The sequence below is a fragment of the Flavobacterium palustre genome, assembly GCF_014639535.1.
GTDB lineage: Bacteria > Bacteroidota > Bacteroidia > Flavobacteriales > Flavobacteriaceae > Flavobacterium > Flavobacterium palustre.
In genome coordinates, this window is record NZ_BMGA01000005.1 from 1 (window position 1) to 15,245 (window position 15,245).

General features: G+C 35.1%; 11 protein-coding genes and 1 tRNA gene. 9 read left to right on the plus strand and 3 right to left on the minus strand.

Features of this window, described 5'->3' with window-relative positions; translation table 11 throughout:
• Positions 1-6,517: DUF8693 domain-containing protein (locus IEV84_RS10455; RefSeq protein WP_188494239.1), on the plus strand; the 6,517-nt coding region annotated here is incomplete at its 5' end.
• A gap of 53 nt (positions 6,518-6,570) precedes the next feature.
• Here the strand turns inward: IEV84_RS10455 and IEV84_RS10460 are convergent.
• Positions 6,571-7,023 (minus strand): DUF4442 domain-containing protein, encoded by a 453-nt coding sequence (locus IEV84_RS10460; RefSeq protein WP_188494240.1) that lies wholly within the window; start codon positions 7,021-7,023, stop codon positions 6,571-6,573.
• Between the two features lie 149 nt (positions 7,024-7,172).
• On the opposite strand from IEV84_RS10460, the gene IEV84_RS10465 reads away from it, so the two are divergent.
• The 5 genes from IEV84_RS10465 (at position 7,173) to IEV84_RS10485 (ending at position 11,295) form a co-directional block, all read left to right on the plus strand.
• Positions 7,173-7,628 carry a DUF4870 domain-containing protein gene (locus tag IEV84_RS10465; RefSeq protein ID WP_188494241.1) on the plus strand — a complete coding sequence of 152 codons (456 nt, stop codon included), beginning with the start codon at positions 7,173-7,175 and terminating at the stop codon, positions 7,626-7,628.
• A 13-nt stretch (positions 7,629-7,641) separates the two neighbouring features.
• Positions 7,642-7,980 carry a PadR family transcriptional regulator gene (locus IEV84_RS10470; RefSeq protein WP_188494242.1) on the plus strand — a complete coding sequence of 113 codons (339 nt, stop codon included), beginning with the start codon at positions 7,642-7,644 and terminating at the stop codon, positions 7,978-7,980.
• Entirely contained in the window at positions 7,977-9,653 is a 1,677-nt protein-coding gene (locus tag IEV84_RS10475) for a PspC domain-containing protein (protein ID WP_188494243.1), read from the plus strand. The genes IEV84_RS10470 and IEV84_RS10475 overlap by 4 nt, the downstream gene beginning before the upstream one ends.
• A gap of 2 nt (positions 9,654-9,655) precedes the next feature.
• Positions 9,656-10,381 carry a head GIN domain-containing protein gene (locus IEV84_RS10480; RefSeq protein WP_188494244.1) on the plus strand — a complete coding sequence of 242 codons (726 nt, stop codon included), beginning with the start codon at positions 9,656-9,658 and terminating at the stop codon, positions 10,379-10,381.
• An 86-nt stretch (positions 10,382-10,467) separates the two neighbouring features.
• Complete coding sequence (locus IEV84_RS10485) at positions 10,468-11,295, plus strand: GIN domain-containing protein (protein WP_188494245.1); 828 nt, start codon at positions 10,468-10,470, stop codon at positions 11,293-11,295.
• Between the two features lie 261 nt (positions 11,296-11,556).
• Here IEV84_RS10485 and trxB read toward each other — a convergent pair whose 3' ends face one another.
• Entirely contained in the window at positions 11,557-12,504 is a 948-nt protein-coding gene (gene trxB, locus IEV84_RS10490; RefSeq protein WP_188494246.1) for a thioredoxin-disulfide reductase, read from the minus strand.
• 188 nt (positions 12,505-12,692) lie between these two features.
• Positions 12,693-12,767: transfer RNA gene (locus IEV84_RS10495), tRNA-Pro, on the minus strand.
• Positions 12,768-12,968: 201 nt separating this feature from the next.
• Between IEV84_RS10495 and IEV84_RS10500 the strand changes: the two genes are divergently transcribed.
• The 3 genes from IEV84_RS10500 to IEV84_RS10510 are packed head-to-tail and all read left to right on the plus strand — an operon-like array spanning position 12,969 to position 15,217.
• A complete protein-coding gene (locus IEV84_RS10500) occupies positions 12,969-13,739 on the plus strand; it encodes a ParA family protein (protein ID WP_188494247.1) in 771 nt (256 codons plus the stop codon).
• A gap of 6 nt (positions 13,740-13,745) precedes the next feature.
• Positions 13,746-14,648 carry a ParB/RepB/Spo0J family partition protein gene (locus tag IEV84_RS10505; protein ID WP_188494248.1) on the plus strand — a complete coding sequence of 301 codons (903 nt, stop codon included), beginning with the start codon at positions 13,746-13,748 and terminating at the stop codon, positions 14,646-14,648.
• The gene (locus IEV84_RS10510) at positions 14,648-15,217 is read left to right on the plus strand and encodes a DUF5683 domain-containing protein (RefSeq protein WP_229732656.1); all 570 of its coding nucleotides are present in this window, start codon (positions 14,648-14,650) and stop codon (positions 15,215-15,217) included. Before IEV84_RS10505 ends, IEV84_RS10510 begins: the two co-directional genes overlap by 1 nt.
• Positions 15,218-15,245: the final 28 nt, after the last annotated feature.

A 15,245-nucleotide genomic window follows, 5' to 3' on the forward strand; every position in this document is an offset into this window, starting at 1 on the left:
TGAAGCTGACAACTGCACAACTCCTACAGTAACTTTCGTTAGTCAGACTGCGAATCCTTTAGTTAATGACGGAACTATTATCAGAACATACCGCATCAATGATGGCAACGGAAATACTATTGATGTAACTCAGAATATAGTTATTGATGACACTACGCCTCCAACAGCATCAAATCCGGCAACTATAACTGTTCAATGTCTTAGCGCTGTGCCTGCTCCAGATGTTTTAGTCGTTAACGATGAAGCTGACAACTGCACAACTCCTACAGTAACTTTCGTTAGTCAGACTGCGAATCCTTTAGTTAATGATGGAACTATTATCAGAACATACCGCATCAATGATGGCAACGGAAATACTACTGATGTAACTCAGAATATAATTATTGATGACACTACGCCTCCAACAGCATCAAACCCAGCAACTATAAATGTTCAATGTCTTAGTGCTGTTCCTGTCCCAAATGTTTTAGTCGTTAACGATGAAGCTGACAACTGCACAACTCATACAGTAACTTTCGTTAGTCAGACTGTGAATCCTTTAGTTAATGACGGAACTATTATCAGAACATACCGCATCAATGATGGCAACGGAAATACTACTGATGTAACTCAGAATATAATTATTGATGACACTACGCCTCCAACGCTTACTACAATATCAAACAAAAACGAAAACATTGGTGCTTCATGTAACTTTACTATTCCAAATTATACTGGTTTAACTACTGCTACCGACAACTGTACTTCCACAGCAAGTATCATTAAAACCCAATCTCCTGCTGCTGGTACAATTATTAGCGGACACAATACTACTCAACTTATAACCATTACTGCAAATGATGGAAATGGAAATACCCAAACAACAACTTTCATAATTACTTTAAAAGATACAACTCTGCCTACAATAACTTGTCCATCAAACAAAACAGCCTTCACAAATAATGATGGCTCAGGAAATTGTAACACAGTTGTTGCTTTAGGAACGCCAACAGCAACTGATAACTGTACTACAGTAGGAAATTTTACTTTTGTTGCTAAAGTAGGAGGCGTTATTATTAATCCTGCTACTTATTTATTTGGAACCGGAAACACGACTGTCGTTTGGACAGCAACCGATCAGGCTGGAAATATTTCTGCTCCTTGCAATCAAACAGTAACAATAACCGACAATGAAGCTCCAACAATTAGCTGTCCGGGAAATATTAATGCTAATACCAGTGCCAACGGAACCGGAGACTGTTATACAACGGTAAATATTGGTACACCTGTGACAAACGACAATTGCGGAATTGCCTCGGTAATTGCCAGAGTATCCGGAACTATAATAAATACTGCCACCTATCAATTTCCGATAGGCAGCACCATCGTTACCTGGACAGTAACAGACAATGCCGGACTGACAGCTTCCTGCAATCAAACAATTACCGTAATTGACAATGAAAATCCATCTATTAGCTGTCCGGGGGATCAAAATGTAAATTATAATAACAATTGTGAATTTTCTTTACAGGATTACACCTCACTTGCTACTGCTTCAGACAACTGCGATAGCAGCTTAACTATTACTCAAAGTCCGGCTCCGGGAACATTAATTACGGCTGCAACAACAATAGTAACACTTACAGCCAGAGATGATGCTAACAGAACAAGCAGCTGTACATTTACAGTTACTGCAATTGACAATATTGCACCAACAGCAGTTTGTAAAAATTATACCGCTTATTTGAGTTCAACAGGAACCATAAATGTTGCAGCTGTAAACTTAGATAACGGTTCTAATGATAATTGTGGAATTGCCAACATGACGGTAACTCCAAATGCATTTACCTGCAATAATGTAGGTCCTAACAATGTAGTTTTTACAGTTTATGATAACAATGGTAACAGCAGTAGTTGTAATGCTGTAATTACTGTAGTTGACAATACAGCTCCAACAATGATTTGCAAAAATTTTGTTGTGGTAATTGACCCTATTTCGAGAGTAGCCACTATTAAAGCCTCTGACATTGACAATGGTTCTAATGATGCGTGCGGAATTGCTTCTTTGAGTGTATCCCCTAGCACTTTTGCAGACTCTCCTAATATTTATACTACCACAACTACATTAACTGCTGTAGATGTTAATGGAAATTCAAATTACTGTACAGCAACCGTTACTGTAGAACCTCCAAAAAATTTATTCACTTATTTAACAGGTGTAATTGTAAATCCTGTTCCTGATAATCCACAACCACCAAGTGCTCTTGTAGAGGTAACAGCCTGTCCCGGAGGAATAACAGTTCCTAAAGACATTCAATTTACTTTACAACCTATTGGAACTTATAACTTACTGGCTTCACATGTTTTAAACTGGGAATATTCTAATGACAATGGCGAAACATGGATAAGTATTCCTAATACAGCTGGTTTATTAACTTATACATTAACCGGATTAACAAGTGATACTTTTGTCAGACTAAGAATTACCGATGCCGACAACACTTCTCTTATTAAAACTTCTGCCGAAGCCTATGCAAGATTCTTACCTCCTGACGAACCTCCTATCATTGTTAGTCACACAGCTTTAGATATTTGCTTAGGAGATTCGGTAACCGTAAATGCAGAAAGTTTTTACGATCAGCCTGAAGGACAGTTTGGTAAAGGTGGGAAATTTAATTATGCCCAACCTGATGGATGGCGTGTGGACGGATTAGACGGATTTTTTCCCGCCAGTGGAAATAACAATACTGAACCTACCTGGAAAGAAACCAATTCTACCAGTAATCCTAATACAACTTTTAGCGGAATAAATTACGACACTTCAGACAATACTAAATTTGCAATTGCACATGCCGCTGAAGCCAACAGAATTACCACTTTAGAAACCCCTGTATTCAGCACCATAGGAATGACTTCCAGCGAAGCCATATTAACTTTCTATACTGCTTACTATTTCTGTAATGGTGGGTTCGGAAAAATCGAATTGTCTTTTGATGCCGGAAATACTTATACAGTAACATTGAACACCATGCAAAATGATGTTCTTACAGCTGGTAATACAACTGGTGTTAAAGCTTATAAAGGTTCAGGAGGCTCAGCCTGTAATAAACAATATCTCGTAGCCGATGCGTTTCGTTATACCTCAATTAATTTAGGACCTTATGCGGGTCTAGCAGGATTGCGTGTTCGATTTACATTCAATTCAGGACCAAGCGGAGGCAATTGTAACAATGCAACTTTTCCAAAACATTCCTCTAACAATTGTACCAATACTCAAACTTTTAATGTAGGAAGTGCTTGGGCCATTGACGATGTTGGTTTTACTTTTGGTACTGTTGATGATGAGTTAGAATGGACCGATGAAGATGGAAATGTAATTGCAACAGGAACAACAGCAACAGTTACTCCTGTTACTCCGGGAATTAGAGAATACGGGGTAACCACATTAGTAAATGGTTGCAGAACTGATAATGATGCCGGAACTAATTATGTTAACATCAACACTAGTTTAGCCTACGCAGGAGAAGACTACATTCCGCTTGCGAGCAATTGCGGTGAAAACACACTGCAATTAAATGCTTACGACAATATGGTTTCTGCTGTAACCAATTACAATAAAGGAGCCTGGAAAAACAATCTCTATGTAGTTCCTGACACAGCTTCGGGAGACACTGATTATCCCGGCACCGGAATTACAGGAACCTGGACTGTCACTAGCGCCAGTACTTCTTCGTGCGGTAATTCGGCTGTTTTTTCCAGCGCAACAGATCCAAATGCCATTTTCACTGCCGACCCGGGTAGTTATACTCTAAGATGGACACTTACTAATGGTTGTTTTGATGAAATAAACATCACTATTATCGATTGCAAATCGGTGGATTTTGATGGTACTAATGACTATGTATCCTTTAGAGATAATTACAATCTTAACTCTGCCTTTAGTATCGAAGCCTGGGTTAAACCAAATGCAACTAATGGAACAAAAACTGTTTTCTCCAGAAAAGATAATGGAAACAACAGTAGTGGTTATGACTTAAGCATTGTAAGCGGTCAGGTACAATTCAATTGGTACACTAACTCAGGAGCAAATAATGTAAATACTGGAAGTTATTCTATTGGTACTGACAGATGGTATCATTTAGCTGTTACTTTTGATGGTGCAACATACAAACTTTATGTTGATGGTATCGAATTAGCTTCAAAAAATGGAACTGCTCCTGCTGTTACAGCCAATACTATTGAAGCACTTTTAGGCGCTATGGATCAATCAACAACAAACAGTCCTGTGAATTATTTCCATGGTTGGATAGATGAATTCAAAATATGGAATAAAGCATTAGGAGTGGAACAAATTAGACAAATGATGAATCAGGAAATTGACATTTCGGGTTCTGATGTTGGCGGTGTGGTTATTCCAATGAAAATTTACGGTTCTGATAATGATCAAAATGGCGTGGAAGACAATCCGTTATTATGGAATGATCTTTTAGGTTATTATCGAATGAATACCAATTGTGGCGATTTAACAGCATACAAAGGAATTAGCGGCCGATTATACAATATCAACTCCAGCCAACAACAAACAGCTCCTATTCCTTATACTTCCAGAGTTTCTAACCAAACCTGGAATACTGATACTACCTGGACAAATTTTGATGTATGGAATGTTCCTAATAGTCCGGGGATAAACAACCAGCCTATCGATTGGAATATTGTAAAACTCAATCATCAGGTTACTTCAAACACTCAGGATCTTACATTATTAGGACTTATTGTACTGTCTAACGAATTGATAATAACAAATTCAGGAACTCAAAATGAAACCAATCCGGGACATGGATTATGGATAACTCATTATTTAAAATTAGACGGAAAAATTGATTTGATTGGTGAATCTCAATTGGTTCAAAAACGTTATAACAATACCCAATTTAGTGAAAGTATTTTTGAAGAAAGCAGTACAGGCTTTATAGAAATAGACCAACAAGGTAAGAAAAACAGCTTCAATTATAACTATTGGTCTTCGCCGGTAAGCAATCGCGGAGCTGCCAATAATTCTACTTATGCTATGTTTAATATCCTAAGAGACGGTACTGATTCTGCAAATCCAAAAGCAATTACTTTTGGTGATGGTCCTTATTTTGCCGATGGACCGCTTTCGAGCCCTATAAAAATTAGTAACCGATGGATTTGGACTTATAGTTCACTTACTCCTGCCTCAAATTCAAATTGGGATAACTACTGGCAATGGCAATATAAAGCAAGTACAGGACTCATAGCTGCCGCTGATGGATTTACTATGAAAGGAACCGGAGGAACTGCTGCTATAACCGCAACGCAAAACTATGTGTTTACCGGAAAACCAAATTCAGGCACCATAAACAAATTTATAGCTATAAATCAAACCTATTTAGTAGGAAATCCTTATCCAAGTGCATTAGATGCTGACGAGTTTATAAAAGACAATTTAAAAGATTGCACAGGCTGTAGAGGAACCGTTAATACTTTTGGAGGTGCGCTTTATTTTTGGGATCATTTTGGTTTATCAAATAATCATGTTCTTGCACAATACGAAGGTGGTTATGCAACCTACACTTTAACCGGTGGAGTTGCTGCAATTGCCAATGATCCGCTGAATGTAAACAACGGAGCAACAGGTTCTAAAATTCCACAACGCTATATCCCTGTAGGACAAGCTTTCTATATAGGTGCTGTCTCAAATGGTATTGTTCAAGGAGGAACTTTTACATTTAAAAACAGCCAACGTGCCTTTGTTAGAGAAAGTTCTGGAAATTCCATTTTTATGAAAGTGACTAACGATAAAAATTCTTTTGCTGCTAAAGAAACTGTTGATAAACGAATGAAAATAAGATTAGGATTTGATTCACCAATTGCAACTCACAGACAAATACTTGTTGGTACTGATCCTAACACAACCAATCAATTTGATTTTGGTTACGATGCCAGAATGATTGAAGTTAACGACAATGATATGTACTGGGAATTAGATAACACTCCTTTTATAATTCAGGGAATTCCAAACTTTGGTGCTGAACAAATTATACCATTAGGAATCAAAATTGCCAATGAAGGACAATCAAGCATAAAAATTGACGCTTTAGAGAATGTTCCTAACAATATTGATATATACCTTTATGACAATGTTACAAAAGTATATCATGATTTAAGAAAAACAGACTTCGATATTTCATTAGCTGTTGGCGAATACAGCAATCGTTTCTCTTTACAATTTGCAAACAGATTGACAAGCATTGACGAAACTACCATCGAAAATGGAATTATAGCTTACTATACTAACGAAAATCAGCTACTAAATATCAGAAACTATTTTTCTGATGTTACTATTACATCTGTTTCTTTATTCAATATCCTGAAACAAAATATAGATAATTGGAAAATTACCGATAGCAAACAAAACCATATCAAACTGCCGGTTAAAACTCTGAGTTCAGCCATGTATCTTGTTCATATAAAAACTGATAAAGGAGAATTTATGCAAAAAATAATTATCAAATAAGCAAACCCTAATTTCCTAAAAAACACTTTCAGCAATGGAAGTGTTTTTTTTATTTATTTCAGCTTAATAGTCCATTCAAAATCCATTTCAGAAACGGTTTCTCCATTTTCATTGGTTCCAACAGATTGTAGCCAAAAAGTTTGTCCTTCTCCGGTTTCAATTGTGTTTTGAATGGCCTTTTTTATTGGATTTACATTTTGGCAAATAAAAGTAATTCTGCCTGTCGCTTTTTTAGTAAACTTACTTTTATTACTGGCAACCAGCATAGCAATATTTCGATTGCTGTTTTGAATGTGCAACATTACTAAAGCTCCCGTAGATAATTCAGCAGCCATAGCCTGAACTGCAAAATACATCGATTGAAAAGGATTTTGATTAATCCAACGATGTTTTACGGATACCACACATTTTTCTAATGTTATTTCGTTTACTCTTACTCCACAAATAAAAGCTGATGGTAATTTGAAAAATAAAAATCGGTTAAGATTAGTTGCCGTAAGTTTCATAGCCTTGGTTTTCTACCAATATACAAAATATTTAACTCGTTCTGAAAAATTCATAATTGTTAATTTTATGTTAATTATAAGTACTTTGTTATACATAATACCTGTTTTAAGACATATATTTGTATAAGAAATTACTAAAACCTATACATATGGAAACAAAAAACGACAAAGTTATAGCAGCCTTAACCCACTTAAGTGCTCTTTTGCAGTACTTTATTCCGTTTGGAAATTTTATTTTCCCAATCATCATTTGGAGCAGTAAAAAAGAAAAATCGGAATTAATCGACCATAATGGAAAGCAAATAATCAACTTTCAACTTAGTTTATTCATCTATTCATTAGTCCTTGTTCTGATTGCTATACCCGCATTTTCAACAGTTATTTTTAGTAGTATGGACTGGAATGAACTACTAAACAATCATGACTTCTTTTGGAATAAAATAAATTATGCCGACAATATTAGTATCATTACCATAGGAATTATTAGTGTATTACTATTCTTTATTTTAAAAATAGTAGAATTTTTCCTTATTATCATTGCCGCAATTAACGCTTCAAACGGAGAGAAATACAATTATCCATTAACGATAAACTTTATTAAGTAAAAAAATCTAAATCATGAACATTGAAAACACAAAAGCACAGATGCGTAAAGGTGTTCTCGAGTTTTGCATCTTATCTGTACTCAAAAAGCAAGATGCCTATACATCCGAAATATTAGAAACATTAAAAAACGCAAAATTATTAGTGGTAGAAGGAACTGTTTATCCTTTGCTCACACGATTAAAAAATGATGGATTACTCACCTATCGATGGGAAGAATCTACTTCGGGACCACCAAGAAAGTATTACAAATTAACCGAAACCGGACAAACTTTCTTAGACGAACTAAATGGCACTTGGACTGAATTGTCAAATGCAGTAAATTTAATAACAAATCAAAAAACAGAGTCATGAACAAAACTGTAAACATAAATCTGGGTGGTGTGTTTTTTCATATAGACGAAGACGCATACCAAAAACTTTCCCGCTATTTTGATGCAATTAAACGCTCACTTAACAACTCTTCAGGTCAGGAGGAAGTAATCAAAGATATTGAGATGAGAATTGCTGAATTATTTGGTGAAAAACAAAAAAGCGACAAACATGTTGTAGGCTTAAAAGAAGTCGATGAAGTAATTGCCATCATGGGACAACCTGAAGACTATATCATTGAAGACGAACCAAAAAACTTTGAAAACCAACAACAAGGCAGCACTATCAATTACAGAACAAAAAAACTCTATCGTGATAGTGATAAAGGAATGATTGGTGGCGTGGCATCAGGTCTTGGACATTATTTTGGAATTGATGTTGTTTGGATTAGAATCGTATTGGTTCTTTTAATTTTTGCAGGTTTTGGAACCGGAATAATTGCATATATCATTCTTTGGATTGTAACTCCCGAAGCTCGTACCACTTCTGAAAAACTGGAAATGACAGGAGAACCGGTCAATATTTCGAACATCGAAAAAAAAGTAAGAGAAGAATTTGAATCTGTTTCAGATAAAATAAAAAATGCGGATTATGACAAATATGGAAATCAAATAAAAAAAGGAGCCAACAAAGTTGGCAATTCATTAGGGAATTTTATACTGAGTGTTTTAGGAATCTTAGCTAAATTTCTTGGAGTACTGCTAATAATTGCCGGTCTGGCTACTTTAACTATTTTGTTAATTGGAGTTTTCACCTTGGGAACAAACACCTTTGTTGATTTTCCCTGGGAAGGTTTTATAGAAACAGGGAATTTTACCGATTATCCCTTTTGGGTTCTCGGTTTACTGATGTTTTTTGCCATTGGAATCCCTTTCTTTTTCTTAACATTATTAGGTTTTAAACTATTGGCACCCAATACAAATTCTATTGGTTCAATAGCCAAATATACTTTGATAGCACTTTGGATTATGGCTATCGCCCTAGTAACAGCTTTGGGAATAAAACAAGCCTCAGCCTTTGCAATGGACGGTCGCGTGGTTCAAAAAGAAACCTTAAATATTCCATTAAAAGACACTTTACTCATTAAATTCAAGCATAACGATTATTTTGCAAAAGATATTTATGACCGTGCCGAATTTAAAATCACAACTGACTCAACCAATAATGATATCATTTATTCTAATGATGTACGTTTTGAAATAAAGAAATCGAACGAAAACTACAGTTACATTCAAATCGAAAAAGAAGCCAAAGGAAAATCATTTTCGGAAGCCAGAAAAAATGCTGAAAAAATTCGCTACAAATATAAAATCATTGGCAACCAGCTTGTTTTTGACAACTATTTATTATCTGATTTAAAAAACAAATTCAGAAACCAGAGAATAGAAATCACCTTATTTTTAATCGAAGGAAGCATTTTTAAAGTAGATGAATCTGTCCAAGATTACGACCATTCAGATGATGACTTTTTTGATTTGAATTATGAAGTTTTTGAACCTGTTTACAAAATAGAACAATCAGAAGCCAATTGTTTAAATTGTCCCGGTGAAGAAAACTCATCCGAGAATCAAACTACAGACACTATTGTAAATGCACAAACACATGTTCAGGAATTAAAAATAAACAAAGACGGTATCATTATTAAAACCAATTAATTATGTTAGTCACTTTAAAAAACAGCTTAGTTATTTTTGCAGCGATAACTTTGGTTTCCTGCAATAACTACCAGCATCATTCCATTAAAGGAAATGGTAATATTATTACCCAAAAAAGAAACATTGATGGTAATTTTAAAAGCATCGAAGCCAGCAATGGTATCGAAGTAATTATTGAACAGGCTGACAGAACCCGAATTACAGTAGAAGCCGATGACAATCTTCAAAACAGTATTATTACCGAAGTTAAAAATGGTGTTCTGATTATTAGCCGAAAAAACGGAAATTACAGCAGTAAACATGGACAAAAAGTTTATATTACTGTACCCGTAATTGAAGGACTTACCGCTAATAGCGCTTCATCAATAAAGACCAAAAACACTTTAAAAGGAGAAAATATTAACTTAAACACTTCGAGTGCCGCAAAAATCGAAGCTGAATTATCTATTGACAACATCAAAGCCAATAGTAGCAGTGCCAGTAAAATTGACATCAAAGGAATGGCGCTTCATTTAGATGCCGAATCCTCCAGCGGCAGCAATATAGATGCTGAGAATTTATTAGCCAATAACATTACAGCGCAAACTTCCAGCGGATCAAAAGTTAGCGTTCATCCTATTCTAAGTCTAAAAGCTGATGCCAGCAGCGGAAGCCGGATCGAATACCACAATAATCCGAAACAGATTGAAAAAACAGCAAGTTCCGGAGCAAGTATCGAATCAGAATAGACATAAATTCTTGTAAAAAATCGAAATCGCTTACTGTTGGGTAAGCGATTTCTTTATATTTGTAAAGAACCTAAATGAATCTTTATATGAAAAAAATAAGCATCCTACTTTTAGTCTTTTTATCAACTTCAATTGTTTTAGCGCAGAAAAAAGAAAAAATAAGCGGTTCCAAAACAATAACCAGTAAACAAAAAAACATCAAAAATTTTAGCGCAATTGAAGTCGAAGATAATCTGGAAATCTCCTTAGAAAGAGGCGAATTTCCCGAGATAAAAATTGAAGCCGATGACAATCTGATCGACATCATAGACATTGATGTTACTGATCATGTTTTACATCTTTCAACATCTAAGAAAGTGGTGAAACACAAATCTTTAAAAATAAAAATAACCTACACCGCTGAATTAAACACAGTTGTAGCTAAAAATGATGCGGTAATTAGTGCCATTCAGGAAATTCTGGGCGACAATCTAAATGTAAAAACATTTGACAATTCAAAAATTTTCATGAATGCCAACACAAAGAATTTTCTGCTGCAAGCTGACGGTAATTCAAAAATTGAGCTGAATTTAAAAGGCGAAAAAACAAAAATCGAGTTAATTAAAGATGCCGAATTAAAATCCCTGATAATCACCGATGATTTAGCCTTAGATATGTACCAAAAAGCAAAAGCTAAAATTGAAGGAACCGCTAATACAAGCATCATCCGATTAGAAAACAATTCGGATCTGGAAGCCTCTAAATTAGATATCAAAAGTATCGAATTAATTACCGAAGGACAAAGTAAAGCTGTCGTTAACCCTAAAAAAGACATTATTATTAATGCCAGCGAAAAATCGGAAATAGAGCTCTATGGCGAGGCTAAAATAGAGATGAATTCCTTTTTAGACAAAGCCAAATTGTCTAAAAAGTAAGCTTTCAAAAATATAACTATCCGCTTTACAGTCGAAGCTCCATTTTCAGCCACGAATTCACGAATTGCTCTTTTATAAATTATTCTTAGATTACACTAATATTGACAAATTCAATTAGAATTTGTGAAATTTCAGAACATTTAATTCAGCCACAATTANCTAGCACAAATAGCGGACAGTCATATTCAAAAAAATGGTTGACAAAAAAAAGCCTGTTCCTCTCAAAATGAAACAGGCTATTTTTTTTTTCGATCAAAAAAATTATTCTTTAGCAGCCAAATATCTTTCGGCATCAAGAGCAGCCATACAACCAGTACCCGCTGCAGTAATTGCCTGACGGTACACATGATCAGCAGCATCTCCAGCCACAAAAACACCTTCAACATTCGTTTTTGAAGTTCCAGGAGTATTGATAATATATCCGGTTTCATCCAATGTTAAATAATCTTTGAAGATATCTGTATTTGGTTTATGCCCAATAGCCACGAAGAAACCTGTTGCCGGAATATCAAAAACTTCTCCAGTTGTTTTATTTTTTGCTTTGATAGCCTCAACAACATTTCCGTCACCAATAACTTCAACAGTATCATGATTCATTAAAATCTCGATATTCTCCGTTTTACGTACACGCTCTTCCATTATTTTAGAAGCTCTAAACTTATCACTTCTTACCAACATGGTTACTTTTTTACACAATTTTGATAAATAATGTGCCTCTTCACAAGCTGAATCTCCTGCTCCAACAATTACTACTTCCTGATTTCTATAGAAAAATCCATCACAAACCGCACAAGCAGAAACTCCACCACCCATTTGTAAATAATGTTGTTCTGATGGTAATCCTAAATATTTAGCAGAAGCTCCGGTAGAAATAATTACAGTTTCACAGTGTAATTCGATAGTATCATTAATCCATACTTTATGAATATCTCCTGAAAAATCTACTTTAGTAGCCCACCCATCACGAATATCAGCTCCAAAACGTTGTGCTTGTTGTTGCAACTGAATCATCATTTCCGGTCCGGTAACTCCATCAACATACCCCGGAAAATTCTCTACTTCATTAGTAGTAGTCAATTGACCACCCGGCTGCATTCCTTGGTATAATATTGGGTTCATGTTAGCTCTGGCTGCATAAATTGCCGCAGTATAACCTGCAGGACCAGAACCTATGATAAGACATTTTATTTTTTCGATTGTATCTGACATAATAATTAAAGGTTTGATTTTTAAAAACAGCACAAAAATAAGTTTTTATTATTGGAAAACTAGACTAGAATTATCAGTTTTTATTATCCTAATATAGAGTAACAAATCACTTTAAATTCAAAATGCACAATTTTAAACATAATTCCTGGAAATAAAAAAACCTTCCTGATTCACAAGAAGGTTTTCTGTCGGGGTGGCAGGATTCGAACCTGCGGCCTCCTGCTCCCAAAGCAGGCGCGATAACCGGGCTACGCTACACCCCGTAACGCGGCTGCAAATATACAACTCTTTTTAAGTTTTGCAAACGATTATTAAAAATAAAATAAAATTTATAAAATCTCAACTAAAATTCAATCCAAAAATCCTCAAAACACCCCAAATCAAGCTTTAACAAATGTTAACAAAATAGATTTTCAGAAACAATAATAAATTGTATTTTTACCGTTCAAAATTATAGAAAATAAATGGGCAAAATCATTGCGATTGCTAATCAAAAAGGAGGCGTTGGAAAGACTACATCATCTGTAAATCTTGCGGCTTCCTTAGGAGTTTTAGAAAAAAAAGTATTATTAATAGATGCTGACCCTCAGGCAAATGCCAGTTCCGGATTAGGTATCGATGTGGAAAGTGTAGAAATTGGTACTTACCAAATTCTGGAACACAGTAACACTCCAAAAGAAGCTGTAGTATCATGTACGGCTCCTAATGTGGATGTTATTCCTGCGCATATCGACCTTGTGGCTATCGAGATTGAATTGGTTGATAAAGAAAACAGAGAATACATGCTTAAAAAAGCATTAGAAAGTGTAAAAGACGATTACGATTATATCATTATCGACTGTGCACCTTCGCTTGGACTGTTAACATTAAATGCTTTAACAGCTGCCGACTCTGTAGTTATTCCTATCCAATGCGAATATTTTGCTCTCGAAGGTTTGGGTAAATTATTAAATACGATAAAAAGTATCCAAAAAATCCACAATCCTGAATTAGACATTGAAGGTTTATTATTAACCATGTATGATTCCAGATTGCGCTTATCAAATCAGGTGGTGGAAGAAGTACAAAAACATTTTAACGATATGGTTTTTGAAACGATTATCCAACGAAATGTAAAATTGAGTGAAGCACCTAGTTTTGGTGAAAGTATCATTAATTATGATGCAACCAGTAAGGGTGCAACAAATTATTTACACCTTGCTCAGGAAATTATAAAGAAAAACGACATTCAATAATTTTTTATGACAAAAGCGATAAAAAAGCAGGCTTTAGGAAGAGGTTTATCGGCATTACTAAAAGACCCGGAGAATGATATTAAATCTGTAGAAGATAAAAATGCAGACAAAGTTGTTGGAAATATTATTGAACTTGAAATTGAAGCTATTGAAATCAATCCATTTCAACCCAGAAGCAATTTCAACGAAGAATCTTTAAAAGAATTAGCAACTTCGATCAAAGAATTAGGTGTAATTCAACCTATTACTGTTCGAAAATTAGATTTCAACAAATACCAATTAATTTCGGGGGAACGTCGTTTACGTGCTTCAAAATTAGTAGGACTTAGTACCGTTCCGGCTTACATCCGAATTGCTAATGACAACGAATCTCTGGTTATGGCATTGGTTGAAAACATTCAACGTCATGACTTAGATCCTATCGAAATAGCACTTTCGTACCAACGTTTGATGGACGAAATCCAACTGACTCAGGAACAAATGAGTGAGCGTGTAGGAAAAAAACGCTCTACAATTGCCAATTATTTACGTTTGTTAAAACTGGATCCGATTATCCAAACCGGAATTCGCGACGGTTTTATCAGCATGGGACACGGTAGAGCCATCATCAATATTGAAGATTTAGATGCACAAACCGATATTTACCAAAAAATTGTAAGTCAGAATCTTTCGGTTCGTGACACCGAAGCTTTGGTAAAAAATTACCACGACAGTCTAAAACCTAAAGCCGCAGTTGTAAAACCAAAAGCAGCTTCATTTGATGTAGATGAAAGTCAAAAAAGAGCTTTTAATGCTTATTTTGGAAACTTAGTTGACATTAAAGTAGCTACTAACGGAAAGGGGAAAATCACTATTCCATTCCAGTCTGAAGCAGATTTTAATCGAATTATTGAATTAATTAAGGGATAGTGAACAAAATTATTTCCATAACACTATTTCTGATTATTTTTAGCAACTCTTCTGTATTGGCACAAAAAACAAGCAAAACAGAAACAGAAGAAGTAGTAGCCAAAGATACTGTAAAGTCAATCGACATCGATCCTTTAACTCCTGCAAAGGCTGCTTTTTATTCGGCAGTTTTACCGGGTTTGGGTCAGGCTTACAATAAAAAATACTGGAAAATTCCTTTGGTTTATGGCGCTATCGGAACCAGTCTTTACTTTTATTTAGACAGTAACAAAAAATACCATCAGTTTAGAGATGCTTACAAACGAAGATTAGAAGGATATACTGATGATGAATTTTCATTTCTGGATAACAGTCGATTGATTGCAGGACAGAAATTTTACCAGCGAAATCGTGATTTCTCTACTTTATTCATCGTAGGTTTTTATGTTTTAAATATTATTGATGCTAATGTTGATGCGGCATTAATGCAATTTAATGTGGACGACAAGCTATCGATAAAACCTACTCTTTATCAAAACAATCTCAATTTCAAACCAAATGTAGGGCTCAGCCTTAATTATAATTTTTAATCCAAATAAAAAGATTGACAACCTCAAT

Excerpts from the sequence above, each read along its gene's own strand:
- IEV84_RS10475 (WP_188494243.1), top strand. The coding sequence starts at position 7,977 with ATGAACAAAACTGTAAACATAAATCTGGGTGGTGTGTTTTTTCATATA.
- IEV84_RS10465 (WP_188494241.1), top strand. The coding sequence starts at position 7,173 with ATGGAAACAAAAAACGACAAAGTTATAGCAGCCTTAACCCACTTAAGT.
- IEV84_RS10500 (WP_188494247.1), top strand. The coding sequence starts at position 12,969 with ATGGGCAAAATCATTGCGATTGCTAATCAAAAAGGAGGCGTTGGAAAG.
- IEV84_RS10485 (WP_188494245.1), top strand. The coding sequence starts at position 10,468 with ATGAAAAAAATAAGCATCCTACTTTTAGTCTTTTTATCAACTTCAATT.
- trxB (WP_188494246.1), bottom strand. The coding sequence starts at position 12,504 with ATGTCAGATACAATCGAAAAAATAAAATGTCTTATCATAGGTTCTGGT.
- IEV84_RS10505 (WP_188494248.1), top strand. The coding sequence starts at position 13,746 with ATGACAAAAGCGATAAAAAAGCAGGCTTTAGGAAGAGGTTTATCGGCA.
- IEV84_RS10480 (WP_188494244.1), top strand. The coding sequence starts at position 9,656 with ATGTTAGTCACTTTAAAAAACAGCTTAGTTATTTTTGCAGCGATAACT.
- IEV84_RS10470 (WP_188494242.1), top strand. The coding sequence starts at position 7,642 with ATGAACATTGAAAACACAAAAGCACAGATGCGTAAAGGTGTTCTCGAG.
- IEV84_RS10460 (WP_188494240.1), bottom strand. The coding sequence starts at position 7,023 with ATGAAACTTACGGCAACTAATCTTAACCGATTTTTATTTTTCAAATTA.